Source organism: Streptomyces apocyni, assembly GCF_009739465.1.
GTDB lineage: Bacteria > Actinomycetota > Actinomycetes > Streptomycetales > Streptomycetaceae > Streptomyces > Streptomyces apocyni.
In genome coordinates this window covers 274,621-292,924 of record NZ_WHOM01000036.1, presented here as the reverse complement: position 1 = coordinate 292,924, position 18,304 = coordinate 274,621, and the positions used below count along the sequence as shown (strand labels likewise).

At 71.1% G+C, this 18,304-nt stretch carries 13 protein-coding genes; 6 read left to right on the top strand and 7 right to left on the bottom strand.

Annotated elements, in window-relative coordinates; genetic code table 11:
• Positions 1 to 2: 2 nt before the first annotated feature.
• The 3 genes from ccrA to GCN81_RS04940 all read right to left on the bottom strand — a co-directional run bounded on the left by ccrA (position 3) and on the right by GCN81_RS04940 (position 4,469).
• Positions 3 to 1,340 (bottom strand): crotonyl-CoA carboxylase/reductase, encoded by a 1,338-nt coding sequence (gene ccrA / locus GCN81_RS04950; protein ID WP_156722200.1) that lies wholly within the window; start codon positions 1,338 to 1,340, stop codon positions 3 to 5.
• 416 nt (positions 1,341 to 1,756) lie between these two features.
• Complete coding sequence (locus GCN81_RS04945) at positions 1,757 to 2,593, bottom strand: TetR family transcriptional regulator (protein WP_407697935.1); 837 nt, start codon at positions 2,591 to 2,593, stop codon at positions 1,757 to 1,759.
• A 91-nt stretch (positions 2,594 to 2,684) separates the two neighbouring features.
• Positions 2,685 to 4,469 (bottom strand): 3-hydroxyacyl-CoA dehydrogenase family protein, encoded by a 1,785-nt coding sequence (locus GCN81_RS04940; RefSeq protein ID WP_156722198.1) that lies wholly within the window; start codon positions 4,467 to 4,469, stop codon positions 2,685 to 2,687.
• Positions 4,470 to 4,806: 337 nt separating this feature from the next.
• Between GCN81_RS04940 and GCN81_RS04935 the strand changes: the two genes are divergently transcribed.
• Entirely contained in the window at positions 4,807 to 5,409 is a 603-nt protein-coding gene (locus GCN81_RS04935) for a HEAT repeat domain-containing protein (RefSeq protein WP_156722197.1), read from the top strand.
• 23 nt (positions 5,410 to 5,432) lie between these two features.
• Here the strand turns inward: GCN81_RS04935 and GCN81_RS04930 are convergent, their stop codons facing one another.
• From GCN81_RS04930 to GCN81_RS04920, 3 genes are all read right to left on the bottom strand, one after another.
• Entirely contained in the window at positions 5,433 to 5,948 is a 516-nt protein-coding gene (locus GCN81_RS04930; protein WP_231626373.1) for a GNAT family N-acetyltransferase, read from the bottom strand.
• A 49-nt stretch (positions 5,949 to 5,997) separates the two neighbouring features.
• Complete coding sequence (locus GCN81_RS04925; protein ID WP_156722196.1) at positions 5,998 to 6,399, bottom strand: RidA family protein; 402 nt, start codon at positions 6,397 to 6,399, stop codon at positions 5,998 to 6,000.
• A gap of 92 nt (positions 6,400 to 6,491) precedes the next feature.
• The gene (locus GCN81_RS04920; RefSeq protein WP_156722195.1) at positions 6,492 to 8,111 is read right to left on the bottom strand and encodes an alpha/beta hydrolase; all 1,620 of its coding nucleotides are present in this window, start codon (positions 8,109 to 8,111) and stop codon (positions 6,492 to 6,494) included.
• Positions 8,112 to 8,309: 198 nt separating this feature from the next.
• Here GCN81_RS04920 and GCN81_RS04915 point away from each other — a divergent pair, with 198 nt between their 5' ends.
• The 4 genes from GCN81_RS04915 (at position 8,310) to GCN81_RS04900 (ending at position 15,037) form a co-directional block, all read left to right on the top strand.
• Positions 8,310 to 8,753: an SRPBCC family protein gene (locus tag GCN81_RS04915; RefSeq protein ID WP_156722194.1), complete on the top strand. Its 444-nt coding sequence runs from the start codon at positions 8,310 to 8,312 to the stop codon at positions 8,751 to 8,753.
• 227 nt (positions 8,754 to 8,980) lie between these two features.
• Positions 8,981 to 11,452: an MFS transporter gene (locus GCN81_RS04910; protein ID WP_231626372.1), complete on the top strand. Its 2,472-nt coding sequence runs from the start codon at positions 8,981 to 8,983 to the stop codon at positions 11,450 to 11,452.
• Positions 11,453 to 11,631: 179 nt separating this feature from the next.
• Positions 11,632 to 14,172 carry an ATP-binding SpoIIE family protein phosphatase gene (locus GCN81_RS04905; protein WP_197287476.1) on the top strand — a complete coding sequence of 847 codons (2,541 nt, stop codon included), beginning with the start codon at positions 11,632 to 11,634 and terminating at the stop codon, positions 14,170 to 14,172.
• A gap of 139 nt (positions 14,173 to 14,311) precedes the next feature.
• Complete coding sequence (locus GCN81_RS04900; protein ID WP_156722192.1) at positions 14,312 to 15,037, top strand: class I SAM-dependent methyltransferase; 726 nt, start codon at positions 14,312 to 14,314, stop codon at positions 15,035 to 15,037.
• A gap of 37 nt (positions 15,038 to 15,074) precedes the next feature.
• Here the strand turns inward: GCN81_RS04900 and GCN81_RS04895 are convergent, their stop codons facing one another.
• Entirely contained in the window at positions 15,075 to 17,582 is a 2,508-nt protein-coding gene (locus GCN81_RS04895) for a glycoside hydrolase family 3 protein (RefSeq protein WP_156722191.1), read from the bottom strand.
• A 100-nt stretch (positions 17,583 to 17,682) separates the two neighbouring features.
• On the opposite strand from GCN81_RS04895, the gene GCN81_RS04890 reads away from it, so the two are divergent.
• Complete coding sequence (locus GCN81_RS04890; protein ID WP_156722190.1) at positions 17,683 to 18,294, top strand: TetR/AcrR family transcriptional regulator; 612 nt, start codon at positions 17,683 to 17,685, stop codon at positions 18,292 to 18,294.
• Positions 18,295 to 18,304 lie beyond the last annotated feature (10 nt).

Here is an 18,304-nt window from a genome sequence, read left to right as displayed (position 1 = left end):
CCTCAGACGTTCCGGAAGCGGTTGATGGCGTCGATGTGCTGCGCGCGCTTCTCCTCGTCGCGCACACCGAGGCCCTCCTGCGGGGCGAGCGCGAGCACCCCGACCTTGCCCTGGTGGAGGTTGCGGTGCACGTCGAAGGCGGCCTGCCCGGTCTCCTCCAGCGAGTACACCTTCGACAGGGTCGGGTGGATCTTGCCCTTGGCGATCAGCCGGTTGGCCTCCCACGCCTCGCGGTAGTTGGCGAAGTGGGAGCCGATGATCCGCTTCAGCGACATCCACAGGTAGCGGTTGTCGTACTCATGGTTGTAGCCCGAGGTCGAGGCGCAGGTGACGATGGTGCCGCCCTTGCGGGTGACGTACACCGAGGCGCCGAAGGTCTCACGGCCCGGGTGCTCGAAGACGATGTCCACGTCCTCACCGCCGGTCAGCTCGCGGATGCGCTTGCCGAAGCGCTTCCACTCACGCGGGTCCTGGTTGTGCTCGTCCTTCCAGAACTTGTAGCCCTCGGCGTTGCGGTCGATGATCGCCTCGGCGCCCATCTTCCGGCAGATCTCCGCCTTCTGGTCGCTGGAGACGACACAGATCGGGTTGGCGCCGCCCGCGAGGGCGAACTGGGTGGCGTAGCTGCCGAGGCCGCCACTCGCACCCCAGATCAGGACGTTGTCGCCCTGCTTCATCCCGGCGCCGTTACGGGACACCAGCTGGCGGTACGCCGTGGAGTTGACCAGCCCGGGGGAGGCGGCCTCCTCCCAGCTCAGGTGGTCCGGCTTGGGCATCAGCTGGTTCGACTTGACGAGCGCGATCTCCGCGAGCCCGCCGAAGTTCGTCTCGAAGCCCCAGATGCGCTGCTCCGGGTCGAGCATCGTGTCGTTGTGGCCGTCGGACGACTCCAGCTCGACGGAGAGGCAGTGCGCGACGACCTCGTCACCGGGGTTCCAGGCGTTCACGCCGGGGCCGGTGCGCAGGACGACGCCCGCGAGGTCGGAGCCGATGACGTGGTACGGCAGGTCGTGCCGCTTGGTGAGCTCGCTGAGCCGTCCGTACCGCTCCAGGAAGCCGAAGGTGGACACCGGCTCGAAGATCGAGGTCCAGACGGAGTTGTAGTTCACGGAGGAGGCCATGACGGCCACCAGCGCCTCGCCCGGGCCGAGTTCGGGCACCGGCACCTCGTCGAGGTGCAGCGACTTGCGTGGGTCCTTGTCACGGGACTCCACGCCTTCGAACATTCCGGCCTCGTCCTTGCGCACGGTGATCGCGCGGTACGACTCGGGAATGGGCAGGGCCGCGAAGTCGGCGGCAGAACTGTCTCGCGATTGGATCGCGTCGAGGATTTCCTTCACGGGGTGCCTCCGGCGAAGCATGTTGAGGGGACGCTTGAGGGAACGTCGGGATGTGCTGTGGAGGTGTGCCGTCGGTTCGGCGGAGGTGGTGCTTCGGCAGCGCCTTGGTGGGGCGCGGGAGGTTGCCTGTGACGCAGGCGTCCGGGCGGTTGAGGGGACAGCCGGCGTACGGATGTTCGCTGCACGCCGGTCGCCCGGACAACATCAACGTATGACACCCGGTGCCAGTCGGCAAGACACTGAGTGCCAGGAATTTCTCTCAGTTGTCACTTGGTGGCAACAGATGAGCGATGATCGATCATCGCAGGTCAGAGATGGTGCGAAAGTCACGTATCCACGGTAGGCACAAAAACCGGGCGGGCCCGGTGGGGGCCCGCCCGGTGTGGTGCACATGGCGGAACGTGGGGTGTCTGGTGTTACATCCGGTCGCGCAGCGCGTTCTCGATCGTGCGCATGACCTCGTCCAGGGGCGCGTCCGTACGGGCCACGGTCACCAGCACCTCGCCCCGTTCCCGCACCGCCGCCGCGGCACCCGGCTGCGGCTCCGCGGAGCGCCCCGCGCCGATGCCCGTACCGAAGGTCCGCCGGACGATCGCGAAGGCCCGGTCGAGCTGGGTCTCCACGTCACCCTGGCCGCCCGCCCGCAGCCAGCGCCGCAGTACGTGGTTGTGCGCGGTGACCACCGCGGACGCGGCGACCTCGGCGAGCAGCGGGTCGTCGTTGCCGTCGTGGTGCGCCTGCTCGTCGAAGTGGCCGAGCAGATAGCGGGTGAACAGCCGCTCGTACCGGGCGACCGAGGCGATCTCGCGCTCGCGCAGGGTCGGTACCTCACGGGTGAGCCGGTATCGCTCCACGGAGACCGTCGGCGACGCGGCGTACATCTTCATGACTTCCTTGATGCCACGGCACACCGTGTCCAGCGGGTGCTCGTGCGGCGGCGCCGCGTTCAGCACCGCCTCCGCGCGGATCAGGGTGTCGTCGTGGTCGGGGAAGATCGCCTCTTCCTTGGAGCGGAAGTGCCGGAAGAAGGTCCGGCGGGCGACCCCGGCCGTAGCGGCGATCTCATCGACCGTCGTGGCCTCGTAGCCCTTGGTCGCGAACAGCTCCATGGCCGCGGCGGCCAGCTCCCGGCGCATCTTGAGCCGTTGCGTCGCGGCGCGGCTGCCCGCGGAGTTCTCCGGGGCGGCGTCGGTCGTGGCGGGCTTGCCGGGCGTACGCGGAGGGCGTCGGCCAGGCTCTGTGGGCTGGGGCATGCACCGAACGTACTGCATGTACGCAACGGGAGGCGGACCAGGGACGGTACTGCCCGAAGGGCCGAGCAGCCCGCCCCAGTCCGCGTGTGGCTCAGGGCCTCGCATATTCGCGGAAGCCGCGCCCCGTCTTCCTCCCCAGGCACCCCGCGGCCACCAGATGCTCCAGCAGCGGCGCCGGGGCCAGGCCCGGGTCGCGGAACTCGCGGTGCAGCACCTTCTCGATCGCGAGCGACACATCGAGGCCGACGACGTCCAGGAGCTCGAAGGGCCCCATCGGGTAGCCGCCGCCGAGCTTCATCGCGGCGTCGATGTCGTCGAGCGTCGCGTAGTGCTCCTGCACCATCTTGATCGCGTTGTTGAGGTACGGGAACAGCAGCGCGTTCACGATGAACCCGGCGCGGTCGCCGCAGTCCACCGGGTGCTTACGGACCTTGGCACACACCTCGCGGACGGTCGCGTGGACATCGTCCGAGGTCAGCACGGTGCGGACCACCTCGACCAGCTTCATCGCCGGGGCCGGGTTGAAGAAGTGCATCCCGATCACGTCCTGCGGGCGCGAGGTGGCGCGGGCGCAGGCGACGACGGGCAGCGACGAGGTGGTGGTCGCGAGCACAGCACCCGGCTTGCACACCTTGTCGAACGTGGCGAAAAGCTGCTGCTTGACGGCCAGGTCCTCGGCCACCGCCTCGACGGCCAGATCCACGTCGGCGAACGCGTCGAGCGTCCCCGCCGGGGTGATCCTGGCCAGCACCTCGTCGGCCGCGTCCTGCGTCATCCGGCCCTTGCTCACCGAGCGCGCGAGCGACTTGGCGATACGGGCCTTGGCGGCCTCCGCCTTCTCCGGGCTGCGCGCGGCGAGCACGGTCGGGTACCCGGCCTTGGCGAAGACCTCGGCGATCCCGGACGCCATCGTGCCGGAGCCCGCGACGCCGACCGACTCGATCGTGCGGCCCGCCGCGACCGGCGCGTCCGCCAGCGGCGTGAGCGCGTCCCGCACCACGGCGTCGCTGCCGGGCGCCTCGTACGTGTAGAAGCCACGGCCCGACTTCCGGCCGGTCAGTCCCGCCTCGCTGAGCTGCCCCAGGATCGGCGCCGGTGCGTGCAGCCGGTCGCGGGAGTCGGCGTACATCGCCTCCAGGACCGTACGCGCGGTGTCGATACCGATCAGGTCGAGCAGCGCCAGCGGGCCCATCGGCAGCCCACAGCCCAGCTTCATCGCGGCGTCGATGTCCTCGCGGGACGCGTACTTCGCCTCGTACATCGCGGCGGCCTGGTTGAGGTAGCCGAACAGCAGCCCGTCCGCGACGAATCCGGGCCGGTCGCCGACCGACACCGGCTCCTTGCCGAGGTCCACGGCGAGCGACGTCACGGCCTCGACGGCCTGCGGGTCGGTGAGCACCGAGGAGACCACCTCGACCAGCTTCATCGCCGGGGCCGGGTTGAAGAAGTGCAGCCCGAGCACCCGCTCGGGGCGGGCCGAGTCGGCGGCGAGCCGGGTCACGGACAGGGCGTTCGTCCCGGTGGCCAGGATGGTGTCCGGGCGGACGATCGCGTCGAGTTCCTTGATGACCTCGTGCTTGGCGTCGTACGACTCCGGGACCACCTCGATGACGAGGTCGGCATCGGCCGCGGCCTGAAGGTCGACGAAGGTGCGGAAGCGGGCCAGCGCGCCCTGCCGCTCCTCCTCGGTGAGCAGCTCACGCTTGACGGCGCGGGCGGTCGAGGACTCCAGTGCGGTCACCGACTGGGCGGCGGCGGCCTCGCTGATGTCGATGCCGATGACCTCACGGCCAGCACGGGCGAGCACCTCGGCAATTCCGGTGCCCATGGTGCCGAGGCCGACGACGGCCACGGTCTGCAGGGAGGGACGGTCCATCGCGGACTCCAGGAATGAGTGAGTGACGACTGAGAGAGGGGCGCGGGGCGCGGAGGCCGACAGGCCGGACATACCGGTGTGTCAGGGCACGGACCGCGTGCGGGAGTTGCGTGTCGTGGCCGGGCGCGGAAGGCGCCCGGAAGAGAGCGACGGGCTCTGTCCCCGAGCCGCGTCGTACAGCGTGCTGCATACCGAACCGACAGTGCACTCACGACGGCTGCGTCACCAGGCCGCCGAGAGGTGCGGGGGTTACCCGCTCGAATGAGCTTAACTCCCGAGTAACGAGCGCGCCAGTCCTTGGGTGCTGTGAGCTGCATCGCTCGCTTACGCTGGCGCCATGGACGAGCAGTTGCGCACGGTTACGGAACGTTTACGGATGGAGGCCGCCGCGGTCTCCCCGACCGGAGGGGCCAAGGTGCCCCCGCAGTCGTACGAACGCCTCTGCGCGACCGGGGATCCCGGCGAGCTCGTCCAGGTGCTCACCGAACCCGGGCAGCCGCTCTGGGCGCGCGAGATGGCCGCCTTCCGGCTCGGCCGCGCGGGCGACCGGCGCGCCTTCGAGACCCTCATCCTGCTGCTCAACCACCGCGACCCGGAGCGCTGCGCCGCCGCCGCGCACGCGCTCGCCCGGCTCGGCGACCCCCGCACCGCGCGGGCCGCGGCCGCCCTGGCCACCAACGAACTCCGCGTCGCCTACGCGCTGCACCCGGTACGGCTGCTGACCGCGCTGCGCGCGCCCGAGTCGGTCCCCGCGCTGATCACGGTGCTGGAGCGGCGCCTCGGCGCGCCGCGCGATCCGTACTGGAGAGTGGCGCTCGCCTGCGTCGAGGGCCTCGGCGCGCTGGGGGACGGGCGGGCGGCACCCGCGCTGACGGCGGCCCGCGGCCATCCGCGCCTGGTGGCGGCGGCTACGGCGGCGCTGGCGCGGGTGGGCGGCTGAGAGCTCGCCCTCGCACCTTCTGGTCAGGGCAGCGCCCGCGCGTACCGCACCTCGGGTACGGACACGCCCCGCACGTCGAACGGCTCCTCCACGCCGTCCGCCGCGAACCCAGCGCGTTCGTAGAAGCGCCGGGCACGGGTGTTCTCTTTGAGGACCCAGAGCAGCAGGTGCGGGTGGCCAAGCGCGGCGCGGGAGCTCTGGGCCCGCGCCAGCAGGGCGCGTCCCGCACCGGTGCCGATCTGCGCGGGGTGGACGTACAGCGCGTACAGCTCGGCGTCCGGGGTGTGCGCCGCGCCCTCGCGGTACGGGCCGTGGCAGGCCCAGCCGACGACGGTGCCCGCTCGCTCGGCTACCAGGTTGACCACCGGGCCCCCGGCCCTGAGGTGCAGGCGCCGCCGGGCCGCGTCCTGCTCGACGCTGAGCGCGTCCAGGTACGGCTGCGGGACCATGCCCCGGTACGCCGACTGCCAGCCCCGTACGCGGATCTCGGCCACGGCGTCGCAGTCGGCGTCGGTCATCTCCCGGATACGCAGGTCCATGGACGCACCCTAGGTCAGCGCTCGGCGCGTTCGGCTCGGCGCGTTCGGCTCAGCGTTCGGCGATCACCGCGAGCGCCTCGATCTCCAGCAGGAACTCGGGGGCCACCAGCCCGGCGACCTGGACCGCCGAAGCGGCGGGGAGGCGTTCGGGGTCGATGAACTCGTCCCGCGCGGCCCGGACGGCGGGCATGAACGCGGTGTCCGTGACGAAGTACGTCAGCTTCACCACATCGTCGAAGTCCGCGCCCGCGGCGGCCAGGCAGTACCGCAGGTTCCGGAAGACCTGCCGGGCCTGGGCCGCCGGGTCGCCCGGGCCCACCAGCTCGCCTCCCGCGTCCAGGGCGAGTTGCCCGGAGATCGCGACGAACTGGCCGGTGCCCAGCACCACATGGGTGTACGCGGTGGCGGGGAACACGCCGTCGGGGTCGGGGATGCGGGTGAGTTGGCTCATGGGATCATCTTCGCCCATGAGTTGGCCGGACTCAGCCGCATCCCCCGCCCAGACGGGCGTAGTTGGAGCGGGAAGCGATCAGCGGCTGGGGGTCAGGGCCGGAAGCCCAGCAGCCCGTGCAGCGTGGAGCCGCCCGTGCCGGTGCCGTTGCCGGTAGCGGTGCCGGTCCCCGTACCCGTCGCCTTGGCCGCGGTGTCCGACTCCAGCGGCTTGGGGTCGGGCTGCGCCGCGCAGACCGCGTCCGCCTCACCGCCGTCACCGCGCGGGACCGTACCGTCGGTCAGGTACGCGGCCAGGTGGGCGTCCAGGCAGTCGCTCCCGCTGAGGGAGATGCCGTGGTTCCCGCCGCCCTGCTCGACCACCAGGCTGGAGCCGCGCAGCTTGCGCTTCAGGGTCACCGCGCCCTCGTACGGGGTGGCCGCGTCGTCGGTCGCCTGGAAGAGCAGGACCGGCGGCAGCGCGGAGTTGGACACGTCCGGCGGGGTCAGCGACTTCGTGGGCCAGAAGGCACACGGGGCGTTGTACCAGGCGTTGTTCCAGGTCATGAAGCGTGCCTGGGAGTACACCTTCCAGGTGGTGTGACGCCACTGGTTCCAGTTGCGGGGCCAGGGGGCGTCACGGCACTCGACGGCGGCGTAGACGCTGTAGCCGTTGTCACCACTGGCATCGACGGAGGCGAAGTTCTCGTACGCCTCGACCAGCGGCTCGGCGTTCCGGTCGTTGACGTACGCCGCGAACGCCTCGGCCAGATACGGCCAGTAGCCGTTGTAGTAGCCGCCGGGCAGGAAGGTGTCCTCGACCTCGGCGGCGCCGACCTTGCCGCCCGCGGGCCGCTTGGCGAGGGCCCGCTGCATCGTGTACCAGCGGGCCTCGACGAGGGCTGGGTGGGTCCCGAGCCGGTAGGTCGCGTCGTGCTTCGCGACCCAGGCCGCGAACGCCTTGTGCCGTTCGTCGAAGGCGTAGTCCTGCTTGAGGTTGACCTGCTCCCAGATTCCGGTCGGGTCGACCACCGAGTCCAGGACGGCCCGGCGCACCCGCTCCGGGAAGAGCTTCGCGTAGACCGCGCCCAGATAGGTCCCGTAGGAGTAGCCGAAGTAGTTGATCTTCTTCGCGCCGAGTGCCTGGCGGATGACGTCCATGTCCCTGGCCGAGCTGACGGTGTCGATGTGCTGGAGCACATCGCCGTACTTCTCGCCGCAGGCCTTGGCGAAGGCCTTGGCCCGGGAGAGGTTGGCCCGTTCGATCGCGCGGCTCTTGGGCACCGACGCGGGCCGCACCGGAGCGAAGTGGTCCGGGCGACAGTCGAGGGCGGGCTCACTCGCGCCCACGCCACGCGGGTCAAAGCCGATCACGTCGTACTGTGCCGCCACCTTCGCGGGCAGCGACTTGGCCACGAATCCGGCCAGTGTACGGCCGCTGCCGCCGGGACCACCGGGATTGACGAGCAGCGGGCCCTGGTGGGTCGCCGACGTGCCCTGAACCCGCGACAAGGCGATCTTGATCTTCTTGCCGTGCGGCTTCGCGTGGTCGAGCGGCACCTTCACCGATGAGCACTGCAGCGTCGGATAGTTCGAGGTGGCACAGTCGGTCCACTTCAACGTGGTGGTGCGTGGTGCCTGGGTGTCATCCGTACTGGCTACGGACGGAACGGCCGTGACCATCCCGCCGACCACAGCGGCGACACCGAGCAGCGCCAGTGCGTGCCTTCTCATCTGGCCTCCGGAACTGGGGGGTTCGGGCTGTGCATGTCACAGCCCCGACGCATCGTGCCGGAAACGCGGCCCGGAAGGACACGTTCTGCTGAGAATTTGACCGGATGGAGGCGTGGAATCCCGCTCTGTCAGGAGTGGGAGGATAGGAATCCGGGGCAAGCAGGGCCCCAGCACCCGAGTACCAGTGGAGGAAGTGCCATGGCACAGGTCGAGGCCGCGACGGAGCGGACCATCGCGGCGGAGCCGGACGACGTCTTTGACGCACTGGCCGACTACAGCGGCACACGCGCGAAGCTGCTGCCCGAGCACTTCAGTGAGTACGAGGTGCGCGAGGGCGGCGACGGCAAGGGCACCCTCGTGCACTGGAAGCTCCAGGCCACCAGCAAGCGCGTCCGCGACTGCCTGCTTGAGGTGGACGAGCCGACCGAGGGACAGCTCGTCGAGAAGGACCGCAACTCGTCGATGGTCACCACCTGGACCGTCACTCCGGCGGGTGAGAAGAAGGCACGCGTGGTCGTCACCACGGTCTGGAACGGCGCCGGCGGCATCGGCGGGTTCTTCGAGAAGACCTTCGCTCCCAAGGGCCTTGGGCGGATCTACGACCAGATCCTGGCCAAGCTGGCGGCCGACCTGGAGAAGTGACCCGGCGACCCCGGCACTCTGAGAGCTCACTCTGAGAGCTCGCCCTGAGTGCTCACCGTTTCGAGTGGTTTTCCGCCCTGGGGCGTTAGCCCACCCCAGGGCTCCCACCGGCGGTGACGTCCCTTCAGGCCGCGTCCCGTACAACGCGTCGTGCTTGCTCCTAGTTGTCGCGTAATGCGAGAAATGGGCGGCGCACGGGCGCTGCGGTCGCGACGAGGGGAACTGACGTGGGTGGGACGACGCTGGTGCAGGGCGAGCGGGCCGACGAGACCGAGCGTCCCCAGCAGTTCACGTCAGCCGACGAGCCCCCGCCGCCGACCGGCACCGCACCCCCGGCGGCCCCGTCGCTGAGCCCGCGCCAGGTGCGGATGGTCTTCCTCGGGCTGCTGCTCGCGCTGCTCCTCGCGGCCCTTGAGCAGATGATCGTCGCCACCGCGCTCCCGAAGATCGTGGGCGAGTTGCACGGCCTGGACAAGATGTCCTGGGCGATCACCGCGTACCTGCTGACCGCCACCATCGGCCTGCCGGTCTACGGCAAGCTGGGCGACCTCTTCGGGCGCAAGGGCGTCTTCCAGTGCGCGATCGTCATCTTCGTGATCGGCTCGGCGCTGGCCGGGTGGTCCCGCACCATGGAGGAGCTGATCGCCTTCCGGGCGATCCAGGGCATCGGCGCGGGCGGGCTCTTCATCGGCGTACAAGCGATCATCGCCGACATCGTGCCGCCCCGGGAGCGCGGCCGCTATATGGGTGTCATCGGGGCGGCCTTCGGGCTTGCCTCGGTGGCTGGCCCGCTGCTCGGCGGCTTCTTCACCGACCACGTCTCCTGGCGCTGGTGCTTCTACTTCAACATCCCCTTCGGCCTGCTGACCCTGGCGGTCATCTCCCTCGTACTGAAGCTGCCCAAGCCGACCGCCAAGCCCCGCCTGGACATCCTGGGCGCGCTGCTGCTCGCCGCGGCGTCCACGTGCGTGGTGCTGCTGACGAGTTGGGGCGGTACGGAGTACGCCTGGGGCGACCGGGTCATTCTCGGGCTCGCCGCGGGCGCCGTCGCCTCCACCGGCCTCTTCCTGCTTGCCGAGCACTTCGCCGCGCAGCCGCTGATCCCGCTACGGCTCTTTCGCGACTCGACGTTCACGCTCACCTCGCTGATCGGCGCGGTCGTCGGCGTGGCGCTGTTCGGCGCGGCCAGCTATCTCCCGACCTACCTGCAGATGGTCGACGGGGCGAGCGCCATGGAGTCGGGGCTGCTGATGCTTCCCCTGATGGGCGGCATCGTCGGCGCTTCGATCATCTCCGGGCAACTCATCAGCCACACCGGGCACTACCGCAGCTACCCGATCATCGGCGGAGCCCTCTCAGCCGTCGGCATGTGGCTGCTCTCCCGGCTCGAGGTGGATACGCCCCGGCTGGAGTACAGCATCTGGATGGCCGTCCTGGGCGTCGGGATCGGCCTGGTGTTGCCGGTGCTGATCGTCGCCGTGCAGAACGCCGTACCGCCCGCCGATCTCGGCATCGCCACCAGCTCGAATAACTTTTTCCGCCAGATCGGTGGAAGCGTGGGCGCCGCCGTGTTCGGCACGCTCTTCGCGGGCCGACTGGCCGACGCGCTCGGCGAGCGGCTCCCCTCGGACACCGATCTGGCCGACGCCGATCTGGCCGACACCGATCTGCCGGACGCCGGTCTGCCGGACCCCGAGTCGCTCACCCCGACGGTCGTTCACCAACTGCCCGACGCCCTGCGCGACGGCTATGTCCAGGCGTACGCCGACGCGATGCCGCGGATCTTTCTCTACCTCGTGCCGGTGCTCCTGCTCGGCCTGCTGATCGCGTTCTTCCTCAAGGAGATCCCCCTGTTGTCCAGTACGACGTCCCACCCCATCTCCGACGCCGAGCCCACCGCCATCCCCCGCGCCAGGGCGGCGGCACAGGCGGCACAGAACGCGGGGGTCCCGGTGTGCGGGACCGTCCAGCACTCCGACGGCAGCAGCGTGCCCCGCGCGGCGCTCACCCTGATCGACGTCACCGGACGGCAGATCGGCCGCGGCGGAAGCGGCGAGGACGGCCGCTACGCCCTGTCGACCCCCGGCTCCGGCAGCTACGTCCTGATCGCCGCCGCGGGCGGACACCAGCCGCAGGCCGTCTCCGTCACCGTCGGCGACCGCCCGGTGGAACTGGACGTGGTACTCGGCGGCGCGGGCCGCCTCGCGGGGCAGGTGATGACCGCCGACGGTTCACCGGTCAGGGACGCGGCGGTGACGCTCACCGACGTACGGGGCGAGGTGGTCGCCAGCACCCGCAGCGGACGCGAGGGCGGCTATGTCATCTCCGACCTGGTGGCGGGGGAATACACCCTGGCCGGGAGCGCACCCGCCTTCCGTCCGGCCGCCCTGCCGGTGACCGTCCAGTCCTCGCGGGAGACCCGCCAGGACGTCGAACTCGCGGGCGGCGCCGTGCTGCGCGGCACGGTACGGGCTGGGGGCGGCCGGTCCGTGGAGGACGCCCGGGTGACGCTTCTGGACGCGGGCGGCAATGTGGTCGACACCCTCACCACCGGACCCGACGGCACCTTCCGCTTTGTGGACCTGGCGTCCGGTGAGTACACGGTCATCGCCGCTGGCTACCCGCCGGTGGCGACGGTGCTCCAGGTCGCCGGGGGCGGGCGCACCGAGCGGGACCTCCAGCTGGGGCACGAGGACTGAGAGACAGGCCCTGAGGCGGGGGCGGCCGCCGGGGTGACCGCCGGGGCGTGTAGGGGGCGCACGAGGGGTGCGTGGGCGAGCGTCAAATTGGCGGGTTGCGGCACATGGCAACCCGTACTGGCCGTACGGTGGTTGTGGTGGCACGGATCTTGCGCCGCCGCGGGAAGGAGCCCAGTCCGATGGAGCGTGGCACTCCGCAGGGGCCAGCGTCGCCGACGGCCGTGACCGGCCGCGTGCCGCTGGCCGTGGTCGTGGTGGATGACGCGGGCCTGGTCTCGCACTGGAGCGCGGGCGCGCGCAGGCTTTTCGGCCATGCGCGGGAGGAGGCAGTGGGGCAGGTCGCCGTCGATCTGCTGCCCGTCTCCGGCGCGCTGCCCACCCATGAACCCCCTTCGGCATACGACGAGTTCGGCGCGTACGGCGACGCGGCTGGCCCGGCGCTGGAGGCCTCGCTGCACGGCCGGATGTCCTATCCGGCCGCCGGACGGGCCCGCCTCTCGGCGCCGGGGCGTGACCGGGTCGACGTCGTGTGGTGGGCCTACCCGCTGGTGGGCCCAGGGCCCGAACGCCTCCTGGTGCTGGCGGCGGACGCGAACCGCCTGGACGGCTCGGACGATGACGGCTCGGGCGACGACACCGCGGGCGACGACGCCTTGACGGTCAGGGCGCAGGGCCGTGTCGCGCCCGGCTTCGCCCTGCACACCGAGTTCCCCGGTGCCGACGAGCTGGCGCGCAGGCTGCCCGAGATCCTGCCCAGCATGAGCGTCGGCGAGGGCGCGCGGATCGTGTCCCAGATCCTGGAACTGGGCTATCCGATCCTGGAGTTCAGCCAGCAGGACCGGGTGCCGGTGACCCCCGACTGGGGCGTGCCACGGCGCGCCGAGCGGCTGGCCCGGCGGCAGCGCGCCGCCCGGGCGGCAGGGGAGGCCCCGGCGGCGGCCGAGGGGCTGACTCTCGCGGGGCGCGGCGGCGGCGGCGCCGACGGCCTCGAAGACGCCGATGAGGCTGAGGACCTCGAGTACGCCGCCGTGCGCGAACGCCTGGAGTTCCTCAACGAGGTCAGCGGGCGGATCGGCTCCTCGCTCGACCTGTCTCGTACGATCATCGAGGTCAGCCGGGCTGTCGTACCGCGCTTCACCGACGTGGCCGGGACGTATCTGCGGGAGCAGGTCGTCGCGGGCGAGGGCTTCCCGGAAGGCCCGCCGGACGCCACGACCCTGTGGCACCGGGTCGCCGTGGAGCACACCGACGAGCCGGGCCGCTGGGACGATGTCGTCCCGGTCGGCGAGTCGATGCCGTTCCCGGTGCACACGCCGTTCTTCCAGTGCATGACCACCGGGGACCCGGTGCTCGTACCGCGGATCAGCGAGGAGATGGGCACCGCGATCGCCGCGCAGTTCGAGAAGCGCGATATCCGGCCACTGATCAACAACCGCTCGATGCTGGTCGTCCCGCTCAAGGCACGCAATGTCGTCCTCGGCTTCATGATCCTGCTGCGCCACCCCGAGCGGCGCCTGTTCAACGACATGGACCGCGTCACCGGCGCGGAACTCGCCGCCCGCGCCGGTCTCGTGCTCGACAACGCGCGCATGTACACGCACCAGGAGAGCGTCGCCGAGACACTCCAGGACTCGATGCTGCCGCACATCGCGCCCCGGATGTCCGGCTGCGACATCGCCACCCGCTATCTGCCGGGCACCCTGCTCGGGCGGGTCGGCGGCGACTGGTTCGACTCCGTCAAACTCCCCGGGTCCCGAACCGCCCTGGTGGTGGGTGACGTGATGGGCCACGGGCTCAACTCGGCGGCGATGATGGGCCAGTTGCGTACCGCCGTGCAGACCATGGCGGCCCTTGACCTGCCGCCCGCGCAACTGCTGCGCAATCTCGACGACCTGGCTCAGCGGCTCGGCGACCAGTACCTGGCGACCTGCCTGTACGCGGTGTACGACCCGATCGGCGGCGAACTGGACATCGCCAACGCGGGCCACATCCCGCCGGTCGTCGTCCGCGCGGAAGACGGCCGGAGCGAGCTTCTCGACCTGCCGACCGGCGCGCCGATAGGGGTGGGCGGAGTGCCGTTCGCATCGGTACGCGTCCCCGTCGCACCCGGTGACCGGCTGGTGATGTGCACCGACGGCCTGGTCGAGATGCGCGGCGCGGACATCGGCGTGGGTCTGGCCGCGCTGTGCGAGTCGGCGGCCCACCCCGCGGCCTCCATGGACGCGGCCTGCGACACCATCATCCGCACGCTCGCCGCCACCTTCTCGGCGGCGGGCCACGGCGACCGCAAGGACGACGTCGCGCTGCTGATGGCCCGGCTGAACGGCATCGCACCCCAGTGCGTGACGCGCTGGCGGCTCGCACTCGATCCCCGTGAGGCGCGCCGGGCACGTTCCCTGATCCGTGACCAGGTGCGGGCCTGGGGACTGCCGGAGGACCTGGCGCAGACCGCGCGGCTGCTCGCCGGGGAACTCGTCACCAATGCCCTACGCCACGCCCACGGCGAGGAGATCCGGCTGCGCTTGGTGCGCACCGATGTGCTGCTCTGCGAGGTCGAGGACGACGACCACACCCTGCCGACGCTGCGCGACGCCGGGCCCGCCGACGACGTCGGGCGGGGACTGCGGGTGGTGAGCGCTCTCTCCAGGGAGTGGGGCGCCAACCGCACCAGTACGGGCAAGTCGGTGTGGTTCGAGTTGCCGCTCCCCACGGGTAGTTGAGGACGGGAGCGGCCAGGGGGGCGCACGGTGGGCGTACACGTACCGAAAGATCGACGAACGTACGCGCCGTCAACTTGTCCGGAGATCCCAGGGGCGGTAGACCGATCTCTACGGTCATCACACCTGGGGAGCTGGTCACATGAGCGCGACACGTCGGTACAAGGACGCCTGGGAGGGCTTCTGGAGCGAGGCCTCCAGCGAACCGGGCGCCGTCTTCTGGGACGCGGAGCCCGCACTCACCGCGGGTCTCCATCTCGCGCTCTTCGAGCCGCACATGGCGGCCGCCGACCTCCCGCTGGTCGACCTCGGCTGTGGCAACGGCACCCAGACCCGGTTCCTCGCCGACCGCTTCCGCCATGTGGTGGGCGCCGATCTGTCGGCGGGGGCCATCGAGCACGCCCGGTATTCCGACCCGGCGGGCCAGGCCGAGTACCGGCAGCTCGACGCCACCGACAAGGCGGAGATCGAACAGCTGCACGCGGAACTGGGCGACACCAACGTCTATATGCGCGGTGTCCTGCACCAGTGCGAACCCGAGGGGCGGCACCCGCTCGCGCAGAGCGTGGCGACCCTGCTGGGCGAGCGCGGCCGGGCCTGCGTCGTCGAGCCGTCCCAGGCCGCGGGCACACTGCTGATGGGGCTGGCGCGGGGCGACGCGGGACCGCCGCCGAAGATGGAGCCGGTGCTCCGGCACGGCATCGCGCCCGTCGAGGTACCGGACGCGGAGGTTTCGGAGATCTTCCGGGCGGCGGGCCTGGAGATCCTGGTGAGCGGCGAACTGCCGCTCACCACCACCGACTACACCCCCGACGGGAGCCGTATCGAACTGCCCTCGCGGTGGCTGGTGCTGGGCCGGGCCGGATGAGGTAGCCGGTGGTGCCTCCGTCACTGCGGTGCCTCTGTCACTGATGGGTGCCCCGCGCACCAGGGCCGAGCGTGAGCCGCGCCCCCACCTGGAGGTCGGTGACGGAACGCCCGGCTTGGATCTCGTACGTGCCGTTCACCGTCCGCCAGGCGCCGGACGTCTCGTCCCAGGTCTCGAAGGCGCGCGGCGGGATCTCCAACGTCACTTCGGTGGCGGCGCCCGGCTCGGCCTCCACCACGGTGAAACCGGCGAGTCGGCGGGTCGGCCGGTCCACGCCGTCGGTGGTGGTCGCGACGTAGAGCTGGACGGTCTCGCGTCCTCGGCGCGCTCCCGTGTTGCGTACGCGCACGGTGGCGGTGGTGCCGTCCGTCTCCAGGGACTCGTACCTCCAGTCGGTGTAGCCGAGGCCGTGGCCGAAGGGGTATGAGGGGGTCTCGCCGGACCGCTCCCAGGCCTGGCTGCCGATGAAGACCCCCTCGGTGTAGTGGAGTTCACCGTTGGTCGGGTTCACCCGCGTGACCGGCGCGCGGTCGAGGTCGCCCCAGGTGGTGGGCAGCCTTCCGCCGGGCTCTTCGGCGCCGAGCAGGACGTCGGCGAGTGCGGCTCCACCCTCCTGGCCGGGGAACCAGGTCAGGAGCACGGCGGCGACCTCGTCGCGCCACGGCAGTTCCACCGGGGACCCCGAGTTGACTACGACGACGGTGTACGGGTTGACGGCGGCCACGGCGCGGACGAGGTCGTCCTGACGGCCGGGCAGCCGCAGGTCCCGCCGGTCGAAGCCCTCGGACTCCACGCGCTCGGTCGTGGCGACGACCACGACGGCGGCGTCGGCGCCGCGGGCGGCCTCGACGGCCTCGGCGATCAGCTCGTCAGCGTCGCGCCGGGGGCCTTGGTGCACCAGCGAGAACAGTGCGCCCGGCATAGGCCCGGCGGATTCGGCCGACAGCGTGTGCAGCAGGGAGACCGTCACCGGCTCGCCCGCCGTCAGGGTCGCGCTCGCACGCCCGCGCGGCCCGCCGAAGAACGCCTCGAACGGGTCACTCACCTCACCCAGTTCCTCCACCCCGTCGAACAGCACCTCGCCGTCTACGGCGAGCTGGAACGCGCCGAGGCCCCGCGTGCCGAGGACGTGCTCGCCGCTCTCGCGCGGTACGAACGTCCCGGTGACCTCGATGCTCGCCAGCGTGTCCCAGGTGACCCCCGGCGGAAGATCCGACACGAACCACTGCACCTGGCCGTTGGGCAGCGACGCCTCGCCGATGACCCGGCCGTCCGCGTTCCGGCACACCGCCCGGAGCGTGAAACCCTGGTCGGCGGTGGCGGGTTCGTCGCTGAGGTCGACACCCGGTACATAGGAGAGAAAACCATCGGGAAGAGCGGCCGTCAGCCCGTCGAGCGGGGACACCGTGTGGACGGGGAAGACTGTGGCTGAGCCGCCGCCCAGTACCCGCGCGTCGCGGGCCGCCGTGCCGATGAGCGTGATCGTGCGGGTACGGGCGGGATCCAGGGGCAGGGCCCGGTCCTCGCCCCGTACGGGCTCGTTGCGGACCAGCACGAAGGAGCGGCGCGCGATCTCGCGGGCGAGCTCCTCGCCGTCGACCTCGGCAGGGGGGACCGGTACGACCGGCTCGGCGCCGTCCAGGGCCCCGACGCGGGCGGCCAGCCGCAGGACGTTGCGTACCGCGTCGTCGACCCGCGCCTCGTCGACCTCGGCGTTCCGGACGGCCGCCGCCAGCGCCTCGCCGTACACGGCCCGTGGGCCGGGCATGGCCACGTCGAGCCCAGCCTCGATGTTCCGTACGGTCGAGCGGGCCGCCATCCAGTCGGAGACGTTGAAGCCGTCGAAGCCCCACTCACCGCGCAGGACGCCCTCGACAAGGTGCCGGTGCTCGGTCATTGAGGCACCGTTCACCGCGTTGTAGGCCGTCATGATGCCCCAGGGGCGGGCCTCCTTGACGATCGTCTCGAACGGCGCGAGGTACAGCTCCCGGAGAGCGCGCTCGGAGATGACGTTGTTGACGGTGAATCGTTCCGTCTCGGCGTCGTTGGCGACGTAGTGCTTCACCGTGGTGCCCACGCCGCCGGACTGGACTCCCCGGACGTAGGCGGCGCCGATCGCGCCGGTGAGGTGGGGGTCCTCGCTGTACGCCTCGAAATGGCGGCCCCCCAGGGGTGAGCGGTGCAGGTTGACCGTCGGGGCGAGGAGTACGTGGACCCCTTTGCCGCGGGCCTCCTGGGCGAGCAGGACACCGGCGCGGTGCGCGAGGTCCGTGTCCCAGGTCGCGGCGAGCGCGGTGGGGGAGGGCAGCGCGATGGACGGGTCGTCCGCGGTCCACCGCACGCCGCGGACGCCGACCGGTCCGTCGGACATGACGACGGAGCTGAGGCCGATGTGCGGCACGGCCGGCAGGGACCACATGTCCTGGCCCGCGAGCAACCGGGCCTTGGTGTCGAGGTCGAGCTGGGCGAGGGCGGCTTCGACGGCCGTCTCGCGCTCCTTGTCGGCGCGGCGGTCAGCGGGGCGGCGGCTGGCGGCATCCGGCATGACGGGTCTCCTTGGTGGCTGGTCGGCTCAGCGGTTGGCGGACATCGTGCTCTACCTACCTGTAGATCGGTAGGTTCCGTTATGCTTATGTTATAGACCCATGTCGTACGGTGCTCATGGCGCCGAGTGGTGGAGGGATGTCGTGGTGGCCGGAGTCAGGACCGGGGAGCGGCGAGGCGAGATCATCCGTGCGGCGCTGGAAGTGATCGCCGAACGGGGCTACCGCGGCGCCACGCTGGGGGCCGTCGCGGAGCGGGTGGGGCTCACCCAGCAGGGGCTGCTGCACTACTTCCCCAGCAAGGAGGCCCTGCTCGTCGCCGTACTGGACGAGCGCGACCGCTGGGACACGGTGCCCGACTCGCAGTGGCGGCTCGATCTGCTCCCGACCCTCGTCGACTACAACGCCATGCGGCCCGGCATCATCCAGACGTTCTCGGCGCTCCTCGGCGAGAGTGTTACGGAAGACCACCCGACCCGTGACTTCTTCACCCGGCGCTACGCGACCGTGCGCGACAGCATGGCCGGGCTCCTGCGCGTCGAGTACGGCGAGCGGCTGCCCTCCGGCCTGACCCCCGAACGCGCCGCGCCGCTCGTGGTGGCCGTGATGGACGGCCTCCAGTACCAGTGGCTTCTCGCGCCGAACGATGTGGACATGTCCCAGGCGTTCCGGGATCTGCTGGCGCTGCTGGGTGTCGAGGCGCGGCACGGCTGACGCGCCCGCC